The organism is Vibrio sp. 10N.286.49.C3 (assembly GCF_041469545.1).
In the GTDB taxonomy this organism is placed as follows: Bacteria; Pseudomonadota; Gammaproteobacteria; order Enterobacterales; family Vibrionaceae; genus Vibrio; species Vibrio tasmaniensis_A.
On sequence record NZ_JBFRKT010000009.1, the window covers coordinates 133,008 to 149,578 of the forward strand.

Here is a 16,571-nt window from a genome sequence, read left to right on the forward strand (position 1 = left end):
GAGATTAAGGATATTTTCAATGGCTACTCCACATATTAATGCTGAAATGGGTGATTTCGCTGACGTAGTTCTCATGCCAGGTGACCCGCTACGTGCTAAATACATCGCTGAAACCTTCTTAGAAGAAGTGGTTGAAGTGTGCGACGTTCGCAACATGTTTGGTTACACCGGTACTTACAAAGGTCGTAAGGTTTCGGTAATGGGACACGGTATGGGCATTCCATCGTGTTCTATTTACGCGACAGAGCTGATCAAAGACTTTGGTGTGAAAAAGATCATTCGTGTTGGTAGTTGTGGTGCTGTGAGCGAAGATATCAAAGTACGTGATGTGGTTATCGGCATGGGTGCATGTACCGACTCTAAAGTGAACCGTATTCGCTTTAAAGGTCATGACTTTGCCGCAATCGCAGACTACAAAATGGTACGTGCAGCGGAAGATGCAGCAAAATCGCGTGGTGTTGATGTAAAGGTTGGCAACCTGTTCTCGGCTGAATTGTTCTACACGCCAGATCCAGAGATGTTCGAAGTGATGGATAAATACGGCATTGTCGGCGTAGAAATGGAAGCGGCAGGCATCTATGGTGTGTGTGCTGAATACGGTGCAAAAGCTCTGACTATTTGTACTGTTTCTGATCACATCAAAACTGGTGAGCAAACCACATCAGATGAACGTCAAACGACTTTCAACGACATGATGGTTATCGCACTAGACTCTGTGCTGCTTGGTGACCAAGACTAATCAGCTCATAGATTTCAAAAAGCTTAATAGATACCGCAAAGTTTAATAGATAACAAAAGCCCCGTTGCTGCCTGAGCTTCGGGGCTTTTTATTGAATTTGTTAAACTAATACCAATCGTAGTAAATAACTGGTCAGCCTAGCTAGTTAAAACACTCGATAACTGCGTTGTGATTTTTGATTGTAGAATAACTACTTATCAGAAAATCACGCCTTGTTCTCAAGCCTTTTTCCTGCGCTATTTCTGATCACTTACTTACTGTGATTGGTATAAGCTGTTAAGAGCTGACATTTTTAAGCAGCCAGTTTTCCCCAGACTTAGCCTTTCTTTTACGAATAAGCATGATGAACAACACGCCACTGACAAATCCCATTAAGACCATACCGATCATGTAGCGATCGCTCTTACGGTAGTGATGATCAGAAATAGCTGTCATTTTTCCTGTCTCAAAAGTCACGCGGATAAAGCCAATGATCGTACTCTCTGGAGAGTAAATAGGTTCAACGAGTTGCTGCCTGCCGATACTTGCCGTTGAAAGAGGTGTGTCTAAGCCAAGAACCTCGCGTACCGAGAGCGCTTTTTCACTCGAAGCCAGTCGAATCCCTTCTGCATCGTAGATGGTGGTATCAAATACCAATCGATCCTGAGAGAGTTGGTTAGTGAGCTCTAGCAGGCGCTCTTGGTCTTGCTGAGTGATCATCTTACTGGCTGAAAGTGATGCCTGTGAGATCAGTAGTTTGGTCAGCGTTTCCAACTGTTTTGCTTGGATCTTCTCATTACCTTTACTGATCACTACTGTGTTTTTAATGGTTACCACGAACATAGCAGCCAACAAAATTAGGGCTAATACTCGTAAAGCGTTACGTATTGAGAACAATGATTCATTCATGTTTCACGAAGCCTGAAATAAACAAATGTTATGATTAAGACATATTGAGACTTGCGTTTTCAAATTGCAATAGGTTAACGTTTAGCATAGTTAATTAGGAATCATACACATGGACGCTCAGAAATATCTGCCGATTAAAAGGCATACGACATTATTAACCCGACTCCCCGAGACACGTTTCGCTTCTCAACTCGCTAAATCTAAAGCCAATTGGATTGTGTTCGGTGAGTACCTATCTCCACAATCATTCGATGACATCGACTTTTTCACTGGTACCTACAACACCATCCTCGATACGTGGAAGGTGGGACATTATGAAGTGGCACTGATGTCAGGGAACTTAACCCCTGCACACGAAGAAATTTTACAAGCACTGAAGCTTGATTATGCTTGCCTTAGCGAGGTCCCAGACTTATCTAAGCCAGGTTTGATCGTGATGGATATGGACTCCACAGCAATTCAAATTGAATGCATCGATGAGATAGCAAAGCTCGCAGGAGTCGGAGAGTTAGTTTCTGAAATCACAGAGCGTGCGATGCAAGGCGAGCTTGACTTTGAACAGAGCCTACGCCAACGAGTAGGAGCACTGAAAGGCGCTGATGAAACTATTTTAGAGCAAGTGCGCCAGTCATTACCATTCATGCCAGACTTGGTTGAGCTAGTGAATACTCTGAATAAACTTGGCTGGAAGACGGCGATTGCATCGGGTGGTTTTACTTATTTCTCAGACTACCTGAAAGATACGCTTGATCTTGACCACGCTCAGTCAAACACGCTAGAGATCGTCAATGGTAAATTGACGGGTGAAGTATTAGGCGATGTTGTTTCCGCACAGACCAAAGCGGATATCTTGGTAGAACTTGCTGAAGAGTATGAACTGGAACTGCATAACACCGTTGCCGTGGGTGATGGTGCCAATGACTTGGTTATGATGGGTTCTGCCGGTTTAGGGATTGCTTACCATGCAAAACCGAAAGTTGAACAACAGGCACAAACTGCTGTGCGTTATGCTGGCTTAGGTGGGGTGCTTTGTATCTTGTCAGGTGTATTAGCTAAGCAGCAAAAAATCAGCTGGCAAGCCAAACCTTAGGTTTCGTATCTAATACTATTAGTTGATTAGTATAGCGACGTAGAGACAAAAAAAGCAGGTGATGAGCCTGCTTTTTCTACTTTTAAATCCGATAAGTCGACAACCGGTAAGTTGATCTGGCTATTTAGTGCGAGAGTTCCAATCGAATCAATACTTCATCGGTAATGTCTTCTATCTCACCATAACCAATAAAAGCGGTGACCTCACTCTCTAACTTCTTCGCTTGGTGCATACTGATGCGCGAAAGCTCGGCTAAGTCTGATTGGAACAAGCTGGTTAATGGATTAAAGATAGGGGCGGTAGTGACTCGCAGTACATACACATCACCCAGATCTTGTGCCTTCTTGATGAAAGAAATACGTTCTTTCGTAGATGCAAAGTCTTTCACCAACTTCGTATGTACAGATTGAATCTTGTTACCAAACTTTATCGCAGCAATGTATACGTCATGATGTTTTGGCTCTGCACCTTCAATTCTTTTCAGTGGCTCAGCTAATAGTGAATTAGAGTGACCTTTGAAAATCGGTTCCAGTGAAAACTTTTGGTTGTGCCCAAGTTTAGCGAGTAACGCTAGATGCTTGTTCAGCGGGAAGTTCACACCAATGAGCTTACAACGCAACGTTGAGCCCGGCTTATCAATGAAAATTGGATTGCTGACCATTTTGTTAAGCAAAACAGTGTGCAGTGATTTAAGCAGTGAATCGGTGGGCAGTATTTCTTGCTTCTTATTTAGCTTACTTTGGTTCTGATCGATAAGCCCATTGAGGAATGCGATGGTACGCATTGTTTTTGCATTCTCAGTGATAACCAATTGAACGTTGCAACCGTTCGGGCTTACACGAATTACGTGGTAAGGCACTGTGCTTAATGGCAAGTTTTTATCATAGAGTTGCAGTTCATTGAAATTCACCACAACAGGATCATCAATCTTGAGTACCATTGGGTGTTCAAGGGTAATGCTTAGGCCACGTTTTGATATGTCTACAGTGTGTCCATTTATTGTTGGGCTATCTTGTGATGTGAGTTGAATTGGCGATTTAAAGCTATATCTCGGTTCTTTACGACGACTTTGGGAATCAAAGTAGATACTTTGAATGTTTCCCACCACCGTTCGCGGATGACGAAAGCGATTAAGGTCACTGCTTGGAATGCGTGGTTTTTCACTTAATAGATAATCGGCAGCACTTTCATGATCACCGATCTCTTGCAAGATACCGCAATGAGTCAGTTGCGCTGAGCTTTGAGCAAGCGTATCTGAATGCTCAGCTAAGGCTTGTCGCTCAGAGTCGGATAATTCGAAAACCGAGAATTTGAACGCCTTCCAACTTTTACGTTTACCGCCGATGTGCCAGAACAGTTGCCTCTCTTCACGAGAAGCTTCAGGCAGCATCATCGAGTAGAACAAGGTCTTATTTTTATGTTCATGGGTAAAAGAGTAGATAACGTTACTGGTTCCCTTCACGCCAGGCTTAGCGAGTAAGTTCATACGTTGTTCGTTGAACAAAGTACCCAGAGCCTGTTGGTTACGCTCATCATGCCAGTATTGCCATTGGGGATGATTGTTATCCGTGAGCAGCGCGAGCTTCAACTCACTACCACTGAAGAATAGAGGGAGATTACAGGTGTACTTTAGATAGGTGTGTTCAATACCGCGAGTTCGCGTTCGAATGAGCCTATCTTGATTCTCATGGCTGGTTTTCTTGCTGACACTATTTAGAGATTCATCGAGTAAACGAGCCACACTCGTTGTATCGCTGATTCTCATGCATCTTAAAAATTTGACTGCATTGTTCTCGTAGGATTCATCAATACCCAGAATACGAAATTCAACCGCCTCATTAACATCGGCTTCTAGTGACTTCTCAACAAGCTCAGTGAATTTAACACTGATGATTTCCCCTAGGTTGTATTTAAACGCCCTTGGTACCTTGAACTTTGCACCCGACGGAGAAATATCAACTGTCACACCATGTAGGCTTTGTCCTTTTGGTGTGGTGATTTCAACCTGTGAGCTAATCTTGAGCCTGTTTTCTTTGCGTTTTAAATCGTAACCGAGGTTAATGGCTTCTGCTTCATAGGGGCTATCAGCGTTAGTGATATCGTGGTCATCTTGAGAGGATGTTTTAACAATATTACGAAGAGGTTGAATGCGAGGAGTCATCACTAACTCCCACACGCCCTCGGTATAACCTTTAAATTTTTTAGTACCACGTTGATACGCGTTCAAAGCTATGTCATCAAGCCAATGTTTACGCTCGTCTAGCGTGAATTGATGACATTCATTATCAATACGACCGCGTAAATCAATGCTCTTTGTGCACGGAGCCATGATACGATTCAGTTCCATTTTAACGAGCAGTTTTAGAGACGGCGATTCGCCTTCTGTCATTTGAGAAAGAAGGAATTCGAAATCTTCGGCATGGTAGGCCGGAATAAGTCGTTCTGCTACAGATAGAATTTCAGATTGCTGCATACTTTTCTTGTTAGAATGGATGGTGCGTTATTGTTATCGACGAGTTGTATTTGATCTTTAGGTATTCGTGGCCCTACTGCAACTTTTATTTTCACCTGTACGGTCAACGGGGTCACAAAATAGCAACATTTACCCGTTACCAAGCAAATTATTGAGGTTTTATGGCTAAGGCAAAGCGAGCTTATGTGTGTAATGACTGTGGTGCTGATTTTCCACGTTGGCAAGGGCAGTGCAATGCATGTGGTGCTTGGAACACGATTACAGAAGTTAGGTTAGCCGCTTCACCTCAGGTCGCGCGCAATGAACGACTAAGTGGTTACGCTGGTGGTGCAACTGAATCTTCGGTTCAAACGCTATCGGAAATCGACTTGCAAGAGGTCCCGCGCTTTAGTAGTGGCTTCAAAGAGCTTGATCGTGTACTTGGTGGTGGTGTTGTACCTGGCGCTGCGATTCTTATTGGTGGTAACCCTGGTGCCGGTAAATCAACGCTGTTATTGCAGACTATGTGTCAGCTTTCTTCCCAGTTACCGACACTTTATGTCACTGGCGAAGAATCTCTTCAACAAGTTGCGATGCGAGCATCTCGATTAGGGTTACCAAAAGAGCATCTCAAAATGCTCTCTGAAACCAATGTTGATAAAATCTGTCAGGTTGCAGAAAGAGAGCAGCCTAAGATCATGGTTATCGATTCAATCCAAGTTATGCATGTCGCTGATGTTCAATCGTCTCCAGGCAGTGTTGCTCAGGTGCGCGAATCGGCAACCGCATTAACGCGCTATGCGAAACAGAACAACGTTGCCGTATTCCTAGTGGGACACGTAACTAAAGACGGTACCTTAGCGGGACCAAAAGTACTTGAACACATTATTGACTGCTCGGTGCTGTTAGATGGCGGAACGGACAGTCGTTTTAGAACCTTGCGCAGCCACAAGAACCGTTTTGGTGCAGTGAATGAGCTAGGTGTGTTTGCTATGACAGGGCAAGGGCTAAAAGAAGTTAGCAATCCATCGGCTATTTTTCTGTCTCGTGGTGAAGAAGAAACCTCAGGCAGTTCAGTGATGGTAGTTTGGGAAGGAACGCGTCCACTCCTTGTTGAAATCCAAGCGCTGGTGGATTATTCGCAGCTGGCTAACCCGCGTCGTGTCGCTGTTGGTCTCGAGCAAAATCGACTGTCATTGTTACTAGCCGTGCTGCATAAACACGGCGGCTTACAAATGGCTGACCAAGATGTGTTTGTGAATGTCGTTGGTGGTGTTAAAGTAACCGAAACCAGTGCTGATCTTGCATTGGTAATGGCTTTACTTTCGAGTTTCAGAGACCGCGCATTGCCAAAAGATGTGGTGGTTTTTGGCGAAGTAGGCCTTGCTGGTGAGATTCGACCTGTACCGAGCGGTCAAGAGCGCTTAAATGAGGCGTTTAAACACGGCTTCAAGAGAGCCATTGTACCAGCGGCTAACATGCCTAAAGGTGGCATTCCAGGAATGCAGATCCACGGTGTGAAAAAATTATCGGAAGCAATTAATGCTTTTGATGAGTTGTAATTGAGCTCACTTCAGCTACTCTATACAGCAGAAATTCAGTCTAACTTAAACGCTATTTTCGCTTTAAGTTAGCACTAAACTTAACAATCATTTAGATTGTTTCTTCAGATTGCCTTTTTCTATATGTTAGAAAAAGGCAAATTTTTTTAGTCCCAAATGCATGCAAAGCTATCAGTCCTCACAGATTGTGATATACTCTGCGCGCATTTTATATCCTATTAACAGAGTAAGACAATGGCAGATTTATCGAAATACAGAAACATTGGTATTTTCGCGCACGTTGATGCGGGTAAAACAACTACCACTGAGCGTATCCTTAAGCTAACTGGTCAGATCCACAAGACTGGTGAAGTACATGATGGCGAATCAACTACTGACTTCATGGAACAGGAAGCTGAGCGCGGAATTACTATCCAATCAGCAGCTGTAAGCTGTTTCTGGAACGGTCACCGTCTAAACGTTATCGATACTCCTGGACACGTTGACTTCACAGTTGAAGTATACCGTTCTCTTAAAGTACTTGATGGCGGTATCGGTGTATTCTGTGGTTCTGGTGGTGTTGAACCACAATCAGAAACTAACTGGCGCTACGCTAACGAATCAGAAGTATCTCGTCTGATCTTCGTTAACAAACTAGACCGTATGGGTGCAGATTTCTACAACGTTGTTGACCAAGTTAAAAACGTTCTAGGTGCAACTCCTCTAGTTATGGTTCTACCAATCGGCCGCGAAGATGAATTCGTGGGTGTTGTAGACCTTCTAAGCCGTAAAGCATACGTTTGGGATGACACTGGTCTTCCTGAAAACTACGAAATCACAGATGTTCCTGCGGACATGGTTGATGACGTTGAGCAATACCGTGAAGAGCTAATCGAAACTGCTGTAGAGCAAGACGATGACCTAATGGAAGCTTACATGGAAGGTGAAGAGCCTTCTATCGAAGACATCAAACGTTGTATCCGTAAAGGTACTCGTGATATCGCATTCTTCCCTACGTTCTGTGGTTCTGCGTTCAAGAACAAAGGCATGCAAGTTATCCTTGATGCTGTAGTAGATTACCTACCTTCTCCAACTGAAGTTGATCCTCAACCTCTAATGGATGAGAACGGCGAAGAAACAGGCAACCACGCTATCGTTTCTACTGAAGAAACTTTCAAAGCGCTTGCGTTCAAAATCATGGATGACCGTTTCGGTGCTCTAACTTTCGTTCGTATTTACTCTGGTAAATTGAACAAAGGTGACACGATCCTTAACTCATTCACAGGTAAAACTGAGCGTGTTGGCCGTATGGTTGAGATGCAAGCTGATGACCGTAACGAACTAACTAGCGCACAAGCTGGTGACATCATTGCGATCGTTGGTATGAAGAACGTTCAAACTGGTCACACTCTATGTGATCCAAAAGACCAAGTAACGCTTGAGCCAATGGTTTTCCCAACTCCAGTAATCTCTATCGCTGTATCTCCAAAAGATAAAGGCGGTTCTGAGAAAATGGGTATCGCGATCGGTAAAATGGTTGCAGAAGATCCATCTTTCCAAGTTGAGACTGACGAAGAAACTGGCGAAACTATCCTTAAAGGTATGGGTGAGCTTCACCTAGACATCAAGGTAGATATCCTTAAGCGTACTTACGGCGTTGACCTAACAGTTGGTGCTCCTCAAGTTGCTTACCGTGAAACTATCACTCAAGCAATTGAAGATAGCTACACGCATAAGAAACAGTCTGGTGGTTCTGGTCAATTCGGTAAGATCGATTACCGTATCAAACCAGGTGAAGCAGGTTCTGGCTTCAAGTTCAACTCAGTAGTTGTGGGCGGTAACGTTCCTAAAGAATTCTGGCCTGCAGTTGAGAAAGGCTTTGCTGGCATGATGGATAACGGCGTACTAGCTGGCTTCCCTACGCTAGACGTTGAAGTTGAACTTTTCGATGGTGGCTTCCACGCAGTCGATTCATCTGCTATCGCATTTGAAATCGCAGCGAAAGGCGCATTCCGTCAATCTATGCCTAAAGCTGGCGCGCAACTTCTTGAGCCTATCATGAACGTTGACGTGTTCACTCCAGACGATCACGTTGGTGATGTTATCGGTGACCTTAACCGTCGTCGTGGCATGATCAAAGATCAACAAGCTGGCGTTACTGGTGTTCGTATTAAAGCTGACGTACCTCTTTCTGAGATGTTCGGCTACATCGGTCACCTACGTACTATCACTTCTGGTCGTGGCCAATTCTCTATGGAATTCGCGCAATACGCACCATGTCCAACTAACGTTGCTGACGAAGTGATTGCAAAAGTTAAAGCAGAAAAAGAAGCTGGTAAGTAATTAGCCCTTTTCTAAATTAGCTAAAAAAGCCCCGCAAGTGAAAGCTTGCGGGGCTTTTTATTGTTTGTAATATACCGCGAGGTGCGAGGTGCGAGGTGCGAGGTGCGAGGTGCGAGGTGCGAGGTGCTGATGTAGCCCCTAAAAAGTAGACACAGTGGTTGTCCCGTATTTATTCAACACGGGACTGATAAAGCAGGGAGAGACTAACGCTTTAAGTCGATGTAAATCTGCTCTACTTTGGTGCGTGCCCAATCTGTTTTACGCAAAAATTTTAAGCTCGATTTAATGCTCGGGTCTTTTTTAAAGCAGTTGATGTTCACCATGTAACTCAACTCTTCCCAACCGTAATGTTCAACCAATTCAGTCAGTAGCTTCTGTAGAGTGATACCGTGCAGTGGATTATTGTCTTGTGTCATGAGATGTTCTCGCCATTTATTTGAGCTAAGTATACCAGTTTCGCTTTATGAATTATCAGACCATTTAAGCTGGTAGTTTGTGTTTAGTTATTGAAGAACTGCCTATTTCAGGAGTTGAAAGACAAGAGCTAGTTCTCCAATATCTCATTTACTTCTTCATGTAACCAATTGGTAAATGCCGTTATACGCACTTCTCTAGGCGAGTTAGGGTCAAAACATAGATTTACTTGAACGCCAGGCGTCATGCCTATATCAAATGGCTTTACTAACAAGCCGCGTTCAATGAAGTCACCAGCTAAACTGTCTGTTGCAAGGCAAACTCCATGACCAGCCATAACTGTCGTTAATCCCATATCAAAAGTACCTACTTCCATCCATTGAATAGAACTGTCTTGCATCGGAACATTCGCTTGTTTAAACCAACTTTCCCAAGGGAAGCAACCCCCCTCGAATTGAACTAACCAACATTTAAGTAGCTGTTCTGGTGAGGTGAGTATAAGAGAGTTTGCTAATTCTGGTGAGCAAAAAGGATAGATAGGTTCGTTGATTAGTACCTCAAGAGTTAAACCATCTTCCACACATAGGTCTTCACCTTGTCGAATAGCCACATCAATCTCACCGTGTTTTAAATTTGGGGTATCGCAGCCTGTTAGCACTTTGATCGGGATCTCTGGGTGCTTTACCGAGAACTTCCAAAGCCGTGGTAGTAACCAACGTGAAGCAAATGAAGGAGGGCTTCTAACAACAAGCAGACCTTGAATGGGTTCAGACTGGATCTTGTTTAAACCTAGCAATACCTCTTGAAACCCATCAGAAACATGTTTGAAAAGTGTGCGCCCTTCATGTGTTAAGGCCATAACACGCCCCTTACGAATGAAAAGCTTACATCCAACCTGTTCTTCTAGTTGGCGAATCTTTTGGCTGACGGCTGCTTGGCTAACAAACAGTTCCTCAGCTGCCTTACTGTAGCTATGCAAGCGTGCCGCAACTTCAAAGTAACGGAGGCCTGAAAGGTGACGCAGTCTATTATCCATAACCTCAGCTTATAGTCCTTGTTAATAATGGTTGTTCGCTTATCGAACTGCTTATTTCCATAATAACGACAAATTAATAGGAAAAACAAGAGAGATAAAATGAAAGCAATGACCTGTTGGATTGGCAGATTAGTTACTTATATTTTTCAAGTTAATGATAAAAAAAAGAATAGTAAGGCGGCTAAATCAAGACAAGTTATTAGCTCGGAATCTTTGAGCGATCGGATGAGAAAGGATATCGGTTTGGACTATGAACGTAATGATGCGGCTGATTACACTAAATACTTGTAACTTGAGCTTATGAAAAAGGAGCCGTAATGGCTCCCTCTCGGTTTTGATTACTCTTCCCAAACCACTAATTTATCTTTCGGCCAGTTATGACCGATTTCATGGTATTTCTGCTCAAGGATATGTCGCTTTATCTTGAGAGTAGGGGTAAGTACACCGTTGTCGATGCTCCACGGTTCCTTAATCATCAGTACCCCTTTGATCTTCTCATGCGAGGCTAACTGTTCGTTCATTTTTTCAATGACACGTTTACTTGTTCTTTCATAACGAGCCCGATCAAAATTAGGGAAGTCATGCGGTACCACGAGTAGGATAGGACCAGGTAAGCCTAAGCCGATCAAACACATCATTTCTACGCGGCTGTATTCAAACAGTTTGTTTTCGATTGGCACTGGAGCCACAAACTTACCTTTCGCAGTTTTAAAGGTGTCTTTTTTACGTCCCCGGATCGTTAGGTAGCCCTCGCTGTCGATATCACCAATATCGCCAGTATGAAGCCATCCCTCAGAGTTAAAAGACTCTTGGGTGGCTATGTCATTTTTGTAATAACCAGAGAACATACCTTTGCTTCGAACCAAAATTTCTTCATCTTCTGCAATTTTGAGTTCGATGCCCGGACCAGCATTACCCACAGTACCAATTTTGTCGGCTCTAAACGGGTGATTTATCGTGCTGTAGGCGAAAGACTCAGTCATTCCCCAAGCCTCGGTAATGTGTAGGCCAACACTCTCATACCATGCGAGTAGAGCCGGTGATACCGGAGCTGAACCACATCCCAAAACGCGGGCTTGATCTAACCCTAGGCCATCAGCCAGTTTCTTCTTAATGATGTTGTTGATAAACGGAATCTTAAGTAAGAAATTCAGTTTCTTCTGCGGAAGCTTATCTTGGATTCGTTGCTGGAACAGAGTCCATAAGCGAGGAACTGAAATAAATAGAGTAGGGCGATGCATTTTCACATCATCAATAAAGGTATCTAAAGACTCCGGGAAAGCAGTGACTATACCGCCCATTACCGATGAGCCAAAGATGTAAACGCGTTCTGTAATATGGGCAAGCGGTAGATAAGAGAACAAGCGATCGCCGGGTTGGATACCAATATGATCGATCAACCGTTGAACTGACCACGTAAAGGCGCCGTATGTGAGCATCGCGCCTTTTGGTAGCCCTGATGTACCCGAAGTATAAACAAGCGACATTACTTTATCATCGTGATGCTGAGGACGCTTGGTTGAGGGTTCATGGGTATCGATGAGTTGTTCGAAAGTATGTTGGCACTTCGCTGCGCTATCGTAGGGAAGTGAGATACTCACCAAGTTTGGATTATCATCCAGTACTATTTGAGTGGCCTTAGGATCGTCGAGTTTACCCGCAATCACAATTTTACTTTCACTGTGTTCAATACAGTACTGTATGGTATCGGCACCCGCTGTTGGAAAGATTGGGACGCTGACAAAATCTCCTAACATCATGGCAAGATCGCAGATAAACCATTCTGCACAGTTTTTCGATACGAGAGCGACTCGATCACCGGGTTGGGCTCCGAGTCCTTCTAATGCTGACGCCAGTTTCAGTGCTTTGTCGGCCACTTCTTTATAAGTAAACTCAACAAATTGGCGGTTAATAATTTGCTTTAAGTAGACTTCATCTGGGCGTTCTTCTGCCCATTTTAAAATCATGTCATTGGGTGTAGGGAGAGCTGTTGCTTGTTCTTGGCTAAACTCGTTAGGCTGAATCATTGTCTAACTCCATGTTTTTCGCTAAGTTATTTTTGTTAAAATCATGTTAAATGTACCATGATTTTTTCTTTTAGGGAGTAAAATTAGCGTTTATGTTCTTTGTTTTCCGTTATCTGTGCAGGCTCGCCTGTAACTTGCAGGCGTTACTCCAGTCCGTTTCTTAAAAATTCTCGAGAAATATGACACATCCTTGTATCCACATTGATAGGCAATGACAGCAATTTTTGATTCGGTATCTGCCTCGATTAACTTTTTGGCAAGTAGAATGCGTTTATCGCACACGAAGTCTCTAAAGCTTACTCCAAAGTGTAGATGAAACTTCTTAGAAAAATAGGTGGTTGAACAGTGACATTTCTCGGCGATCTCTGTTTCTCTGATTTCTTTGTTGATGTTCTCCATCACAAAGTTAACGACTTCGGATGTGAAGGCTTTTACAGGCAGCTGGTTGTTGTTGTTTGTGTCTCTGTCGATATCGAAGTGGGACTCGAACATATGCCGTGTCTTAGCCTTAAGCTCTTCGAATTGACTGGTCAGATGATTACTGTTTGTTTCTATGATGAAAAATATATTCTTATGATTTCGAACGATATTAGGTAACGGGTCAGAGCAAATAATAACAATTCTTTTGTTCAAATTTTCGCAAATAGATAAAGCCATGGTAAGTAGTTGGATTTTATCAGGGGTATTCAAAATGAAAAATACCAGTCTGACGTCTAAGTTACTGATTATAGATATGTCTTGTTTGAAATTTGCAATAGAGAAATAGTGACTTATTTTATTGATAATAACGGAGTTGAAATCACTCTCTTTATCCGATAATAACGGGGTTACTATTTTCATACAGATACCCAATGCATTTCATATTCTCTTTTAGTCTAAAAGTGGCTAATTAATGAAGCTTTATATTTAGATTAGAAGTACCACAAAAAAGTGCAAGTAAATGGCAAAAAAATCCTAACCAAATATATCTCTCACCTCTAGATTTACTTTACAGGCAAACAAAGCCTGATACGTAAATCAAGGAGAGGTTCTCATGGATAAGTTTTTGAATAATTGTAAAGAATTCATGAAAGATGAAGAAGGGTTGACTGTTATCGAGTATGTAATTGGTGCAGCGTTACTGGTATTAGGCTTGACCACTATATTTACTGGTTTTGGGGCAGCCCTATCCGCTAAGCTTAATAACATCATTAACAGTATTTAATGATTACTGCCATGGTTGCTCGGAGAGTGAGACAGCAAAAGGGGTTAACGACTATTGAGTATGTCATTGGTGCTGCCTCGCTCATAATTTTTGTCGGGCTAATTTTCTCTGGAATGGCTACGACATTAGTGAGTAAATTTCAAAGTATTATATCGAGCGTATGAATTGAAATTATGATTAATGAGCCTTCTGTTTTTTGGGCATTGCTAATTGCTGTATCGGTATACGATGTTGAGAAACATCGTATACCGAACAAAATATTGATTCTTTTTTTGTTTTTCTATTTTTTATCAATGTTTAACAGCAGTTACACCTTTGATAGTTTCTTAATGTCTTTATTTGGGTCGGTCGTATTCTTTTGTTTTGGATTGCTATTCTATTTTTTAAGAGCAATGTCTGCAGGGGATGTGAAGTTATTAGGTGTTGTAGGAATGTATTTGGGGTGGGGGCAATTACTCGATGCATCGTACTTTATCTTGGTTTCTTCTGGAGTTGTTGGGGTTTTCTACCTGCTATACAACCTCTCCAACTCGAGCTGTTTTAGTATTAAAAGCTATTTTGAAAATAAGATAATTGTGCTTGGTGGAGCTGCACCAGTCATTGATAAAACAGCTAATTTACATACTCGGTATTCAAATAAAGTAACGATGCCTTTTGCTCCTTCTGTTGTTATAGGGTTAGCGATGTATAGCTACTTTACTTAAATCGGTTGTTGGTTAGCTTTGTGGGGAGACATAATATATGGATATTATAGGGCGTACTGCTCCAACAACCTTGAAGCCACAAATTTCAGCCCCAATCGTCCCTACATCTCTTGATATGTTGGGTGTTCCTGAAGTCGTTATTGAAAATCTCGTACTTAAGCATTTGTCGGCTTACCCAAAATCGGATGTTTTAGAGCTTTCTAATTATTTATGTGTTGTGACTCATATCGTGGAAAGTGCTTTAGCCGTTTTAAGAAAGAAGTCATTAATCGAGGTATTTCAGCCTACTTCTGATATTTCCCTCTCATCTGTGTCACATAGTCATGTTCGTTATTCACTATCAGAAAAAGGGCTTGAAGAAGCGGATCTTGCTTTCAAGCGTGATGCCTATTTAGGCCCCGCACCGGTTTCGCTTACCCAATATAGTGAGGTGGTAAAACAACAAGACTTGAGAGCTGAGTTAGTAACTCGGCCACATGTCGAGGCGGCACTGAATGATGTATATGGTGTCGAAAAAATGATTTCAGTACTTGGGCCAGCAATCAATTCGGGACGTGCTTTGTTGTTGTATGGACATGCAGGAACGGGTAAAACATTTGTCGCGAGCCGTATTGTGAATGCTTTACATACCTCTGTATTTATCCCTTATGCTGTCTATGCTCTGGGTAACATTATCAAGGTGTTTTCGGCGCAACATCATAAACCGTTGGATAGTAACGGCAGCGATCAAAGTATTTCCCTCAAAGATCAGTACGACAAGCGTTGGCTTAATTGTGAAAGACCCAATATCCAGGTTGGGGGAGAACTGACGATGGATATGCTTGAAGTCAATCACTCAGAAAATAGTCGAGTCTGGTTAGCACCAGTTCAAATGATGGCAAACAATGGGATTTTTATCATTGATGACCTTGGTCGTCAGCCCATGCCTGTGGATGCGCTTCTTAACCGTTGGATAGTACCGATGGAGTACTCATTCGATTATTTGTCGCTGCCTAATGGTCAGCAGATAACGATGCCATTTGTATTAACGCTGGCCTTCTCTACAAATCTAAATCCCAAGAAAATAAGCGACCCTGCCTTTTTGCGTCGTTTAGGTTACAAGATTGAATTCAAGCCACTTAACCAACGAGACTATGAAGCTTTATGGATGAGCGTCGTTGCTGATAAAGAAGTAGAGCTTCAAGATGGATTCTTTGAGCGTTTGTCTCAAATGCACACGCTTCTTAAGGTGCCACTTTTCCCATGTTTACCGAAAGATCTCGTTGGTATAAGCAAAGATATTCTTTCGTTTGAACAACTCCCGCCTGTTATTACCTTCGATATTCTTTCCATGGCATGGGAAGTCTATTTTACCTCTGATGGACACGAGGAAGAAAATAATGAATAAGAGTCAAGTTTTCCTACTGTTTTTACTGTCCGTAGTATTTGGCTTAGCGGCTGTATTTTTTGCTAAGCAGTGGATGGAAGATCAAGTTCAACCAACCGTTGAAGTTGAAGCTGTGGAGCGTCATCCAGTCGTGGTGGCATCACAAGAAATTGAAGCTGGAACCATTATTGAGGAACAGTTCTTAGCGACAAAGTTGATGGAAGTTGATTGGATTAATGAAAATAATTTTTCCGATGCTTCTGAATTGGTTGGCAAAGTGGTGGCCAATACTATTTATGCTGGAGAAGTGCTTCATAAAATGCGTTTTACTATTCCAGGAGAAGGCTCAACGCTTGCTGCATTAATTCCTGAGAATAAACGTGCGGTAACAATACGAGTGGATGACGTTATTGGTGTGGCTGGTTTTCTATTACCAGGTAATAAAGTTGACATACTTAGCACCGTTTCTTACAGCAAAAACTCAGCAGCAACTCGTACCGTGTTGAAAGATATCAAGGTATTGGCAGTAGACCAAACGGCAAAAACGAATGAAAACAGTCCTATTATCGTACGAGCTGTGACATTAGAGGTTTCACCTAAAGATGCTGAAAAACTTTTAACAGCGAAGAGTAAAGGCAGTATTCAACTGACACTGAGAAACCCTCATGAAGTTGAGAAAAAGGTTGTTCGTCGATACGTACCTAAGCCGAGTGTGACGATCATTAAAGGTACTCAAGCATCTAGTGTTCGCGTCAAGGATTGAGGTG

General features: G+C 42.6%; 15 protein-coding genes. 9 read left to right on the plus strand and 6 right to left on the minus strand.

Translation table 11 applies throughout. The annotated features are described in order from the left end of the window. Positions 1 to 19: 19 nt before the first annotated feature. Positions 20 to 739, plus strand: a complete 720-nt coding sequence (deoD, locus tag AB4180_RS05130; protein WP_102249125.1) for a purine-nucleoside phosphorylase — start codon at positions 20 to 22, stop codon at positions 737 to 739. 276 nt (positions 740 to 1,015) lie between these two features. Here deoD and AB4180_RS05135 read toward each other — a convergent pair whose 3' ends face one another. Next, positions 1,016 to 1,627 (minus strand): YtjB family periplasmic protein, encoded by a 612-nt coding sequence (locus AB4180_RS05135; protein ID WP_009847518.1) that lies wholly within the window; start codon positions 1,625 to 1,627, stop codon positions 1,016 to 1,018. A 109-nt stretch (positions 1,628 to 1,736) separates the two neighbouring features. Between AB4180_RS05135 and serB the strand changes: the two genes are divergently transcribed. Beyond that, positions 1,737 to 2,717: a phosphoserine phosphatase gene (gene serB / locus AB4180_RS05140; protein ID WP_102249124.1), complete on the plus strand. Its 981-nt coding sequence runs from the start codon at positions 1,737 to 1,739 to the stop codon at positions 2,715 to 2,717. A gap of 124 nt (positions 2,718 to 2,841) precedes the next feature. Here serB and AB4180_RS05145 read toward each other — a convergent pair whose 3' ends face one another. Continuing rightward, positions 2,842 to 5,190, minus strand: coding sequence for a PilZ domain-containing protein (locus AB4180_RS05145; RefSeq protein ID WP_017096670.1), 2,349 nt, complete (start codon positions 5,188 to 5,190; stop codon positions 2,842 to 2,844). A gap of 161 nt (positions 5,191 to 5,351) precedes the next feature. Here AB4180_RS05145 and radA point away from each other — a divergent pair, with 161 nt between their 5' ends. Both radA and fusA read left to right on the plus strand, forming a co-directional pair. Continuing rightward, positions 5,352 to 6,731 carry a DNA repair protein RadA gene (gene radA, locus AB4180_RS05150; protein ID WP_009847515.1) on the plus strand — a complete coding sequence of 460 codons (1,380 nt, stop codon included), beginning with the start codon at positions 5,352 to 5,354 and terminating at the stop codon, positions 6,729 to 6,731. Between the two features lie 234 nt (positions 6,732 to 6,965). Beyond that, complete coding sequence (fusA, locus tag AB4180_RS05155) at positions 6,966 to 9,053, plus strand: elongation factor G (protein ID WP_009847514.1); 2,088 nt, start codon at positions 6,966 to 6,968, stop codon at positions 9,051 to 9,053. Between the two features lie 203 nt (positions 9,054 to 9,256). Here fusA and AB4180_RS05160 read toward each other — a convergent pair whose 3' ends face one another. Both AB4180_RS05160 and AB4180_RS05165 read right to left on the minus strand, forming a co-directional pair. Beyond that, positions 9,257 to 9,469 (minus strand): VF530 family DNA-binding protein, encoded by a 213-nt coding sequence (locus AB4180_RS05160; RefSeq protein WP_012604684.1) that lies wholly within the window; start codon positions 9,467 to 9,469, stop codon positions 9,257 to 9,259. Positions 9,470 to 9,597: 128 nt separating this feature from the next. Next, entirely contained in the window at positions 9,598 to 10,503 is a 906-nt protein-coding gene (locus AB4180_RS05165; RefSeq protein ID WP_102249123.1) for a LysR substrate-binding domain-containing protein, read from the minus strand. A 99-nt stretch (positions 10,504 to 10,602) separates the two neighbouring features. Here AB4180_RS05165 and AB4180_RS05170 point away from each other — a divergent pair, with 99 nt between their 5' ends. Further along, positions 10,603 to 10,794 carry a hypothetical protein gene (locus AB4180_RS05170; protein ID WP_017096672.1) on the plus strand — a complete coding sequence of 64 codons (192 nt, stop codon included), beginning with the start codon at positions 10,603 to 10,605 and terminating at the stop codon, positions 10,792 to 10,794. 47 nt (positions 10,795 to 10,841) lie between these two features. On the opposite strand, the gene AB4180_RS05175 is transcribed toward AB4180_RS05170, so the two are convergent. Next, positions 10,842 to 12,530, minus strand: a complete 1,689-nt coding sequence (locus AB4180_RS05175; protein ID WP_009847504.1) for an AMP-binding protein — start codon at positions 12,528 to 12,530, stop codon at positions 10,842 to 10,844. 90 nt (positions 12,531 to 12,620) lie between these two features. Further along, positions 12,621 to 13,370: an AraC family transcriptional regulator gene (locus tag AB4180_RS05180; RefSeq protein WP_102249122.1), complete on the minus strand. Its 750-nt coding sequence runs from the start codon at positions 13,368 to 13,370 to the stop codon at positions 12,621 to 12,623. 193 nt (positions 13,371 to 13,563) lie between these two features. On the opposite strand from AB4180_RS05180, the gene AB4180_RS05185 reads away from it, so the two are divergent. The 4 genes from AB4180_RS05185 (at position 13,564) to cpaB (ending at position 16,567) form a co-directional block, all read left to right on the plus strand. Next, on the plus strand, positions 13,564 to 13,734 hold the full coding sequence (locus AB4180_RS05185; RefSeq protein WP_012604678.1) for a Flp family type IVb pilin: 171 nt from the start codon (positions 13,564 to 13,566) through the stop codon (positions 13,732 to 13,734). 173 nt (positions 13,735 to 13,907) lie between these two features. Continuing rightward, positions 13,908 to 14,438, plus strand: a complete 531-nt coding sequence (locus tag AB4180_RS05190; RefSeq protein ID WP_102249121.1) for a prepilin peptidase — start codon at positions 13,908 to 13,910, stop codon at positions 14,436 to 14,438. Positions 14,439 to 14,475: 37 nt separating this feature from the next. After that, on the plus strand, positions 14,476 to 15,825 hold the full coding sequence (locus AB4180_RS05195) for an AAA family ATPase (RefSeq protein WP_102249120.1): 1,350 nt from the start codon (positions 14,476 to 14,478) through the stop codon (positions 15,823 to 15,825). After that, a complete protein-coding gene (gene cpaB, locus AB4180_RS05200; protein ID WP_041472893.1) occupies positions 15,818 to 16,567 on the plus strand; it encodes a Flp pilus assembly protein CpaB in 750 nt (249 codons plus the stop codon). The genes AB4180_RS05195 and cpaB overlap by 8 nt, the downstream gene beginning before the upstream one ends. Positions 16,568 to 16,571: the final 4 nt, after the last annotated feature.

What these genes read in the sequence shown, in the direction of transcription:
- AB4180_RS05175 (WP_009847504.1), bottom strand. Translation starts at nt 12,530, where the DNA reads ATGATTCAGCCTAACGAGTTTAGCCAAGAACAAGCAACAGCTCTCCCT.
- AB4180_RS05185 (WP_012604678.1), top strand. Translation starts at nt 13,564, where the DNA reads ATGGATAAGTTTTTGAATAATTGTAAAGAATTCATGAAAGATGAAGAA.
- cpaB (WP_041472893.1), top strand. Translation starts at nt 15,818, where the DNA reads ATGAATAAGAGTCAAGTTTTCCTACTGTTTTTACTGTCCGTAGTATTT.
- AB4180_RS05170 (WP_017096672.1), top strand. Translation starts at nt 10,603, where the DNA reads ATGAAAGCAATGACCTGTTGGATTGGCAGATTAGTTACTTATATTTTT.
- fusA (WP_009847514.1), top strand. Translation starts at nt 6,966, where the DNA reads ATGGCAGATTTATCGAAATACAGAAACATTGGTATTTTCGCGCACGTT.
- AB4180_RS05180 (WP_102249122.1), bottom strand. Translation starts at nt 13,370, where the DNA reads ATGAAAATAGTAACCCCGTTATTATCGGATAAAGAGAGTGATTTCAAC.
- deoD (WP_102249125.1), top strand. Translation starts at nt 20, where the DNA reads ATGGCTACTCCACATATTAATGCTGAAATGGGTGATTTCGCTGACGTA.
- AB4180_RS05195 (WP_102249120.1), top strand. Translation starts at nt 14,476, where the DNA reads ATGGATATTATAGGGCGTACTGCTCCAACAACCTTGAAGCCACAAATT.
- AB4180_RS05165 (WP_102249123.1), bottom strand. Translation starts at nt 10,503, where the DNA reads ATGGATAATAGACTGCGTCACCTTTCAGGCCTCCGTTACTTTGAAGTT.
- AB4180_RS05160 (WP_012604684.1), bottom strand. Translation starts at nt 9,469, where the DNA reads ATGACACAAGACAATAATCCACTGCACGGTATCACTCTACAGAAGCTA.
- serB (WP_102249124.1), top strand. Translation starts at nt 1,737, where the DNA reads ATGGACGCTCAGAAATATCTGCCGATTAAAAGGCATACGACATTATTA.
- AB4180_RS05190 (WP_102249121.1), top strand. Translation starts at nt 13,908, where the DNA reads ATGATTAATGAGCCTTCTGTTTTTTGGGCATTGCTAATTGCTGTATCG.
- AB4180_RS05145 (WP_017096670.1), bottom strand. Translation starts at nt 5,190, where the DNA reads ATGCAGCAATCTGAAATTCTATCTGTAGCAGAACGACTTATTCCGGCC.
- AB4180_RS05135 (WP_009847518.1), bottom strand. Translation starts at nt 1,627, where the DNA reads ATGAATGAATCATTGTTCTCAATACGTAACGCTTTACGAGTATTAGCC.
- radA (WP_009847515.1), top strand. Translation starts at nt 5,352, where the DNA reads ATGGCTAAGGCAAAGCGAGCTTATGTGTGTAATGACTGTGGTGCTGAT.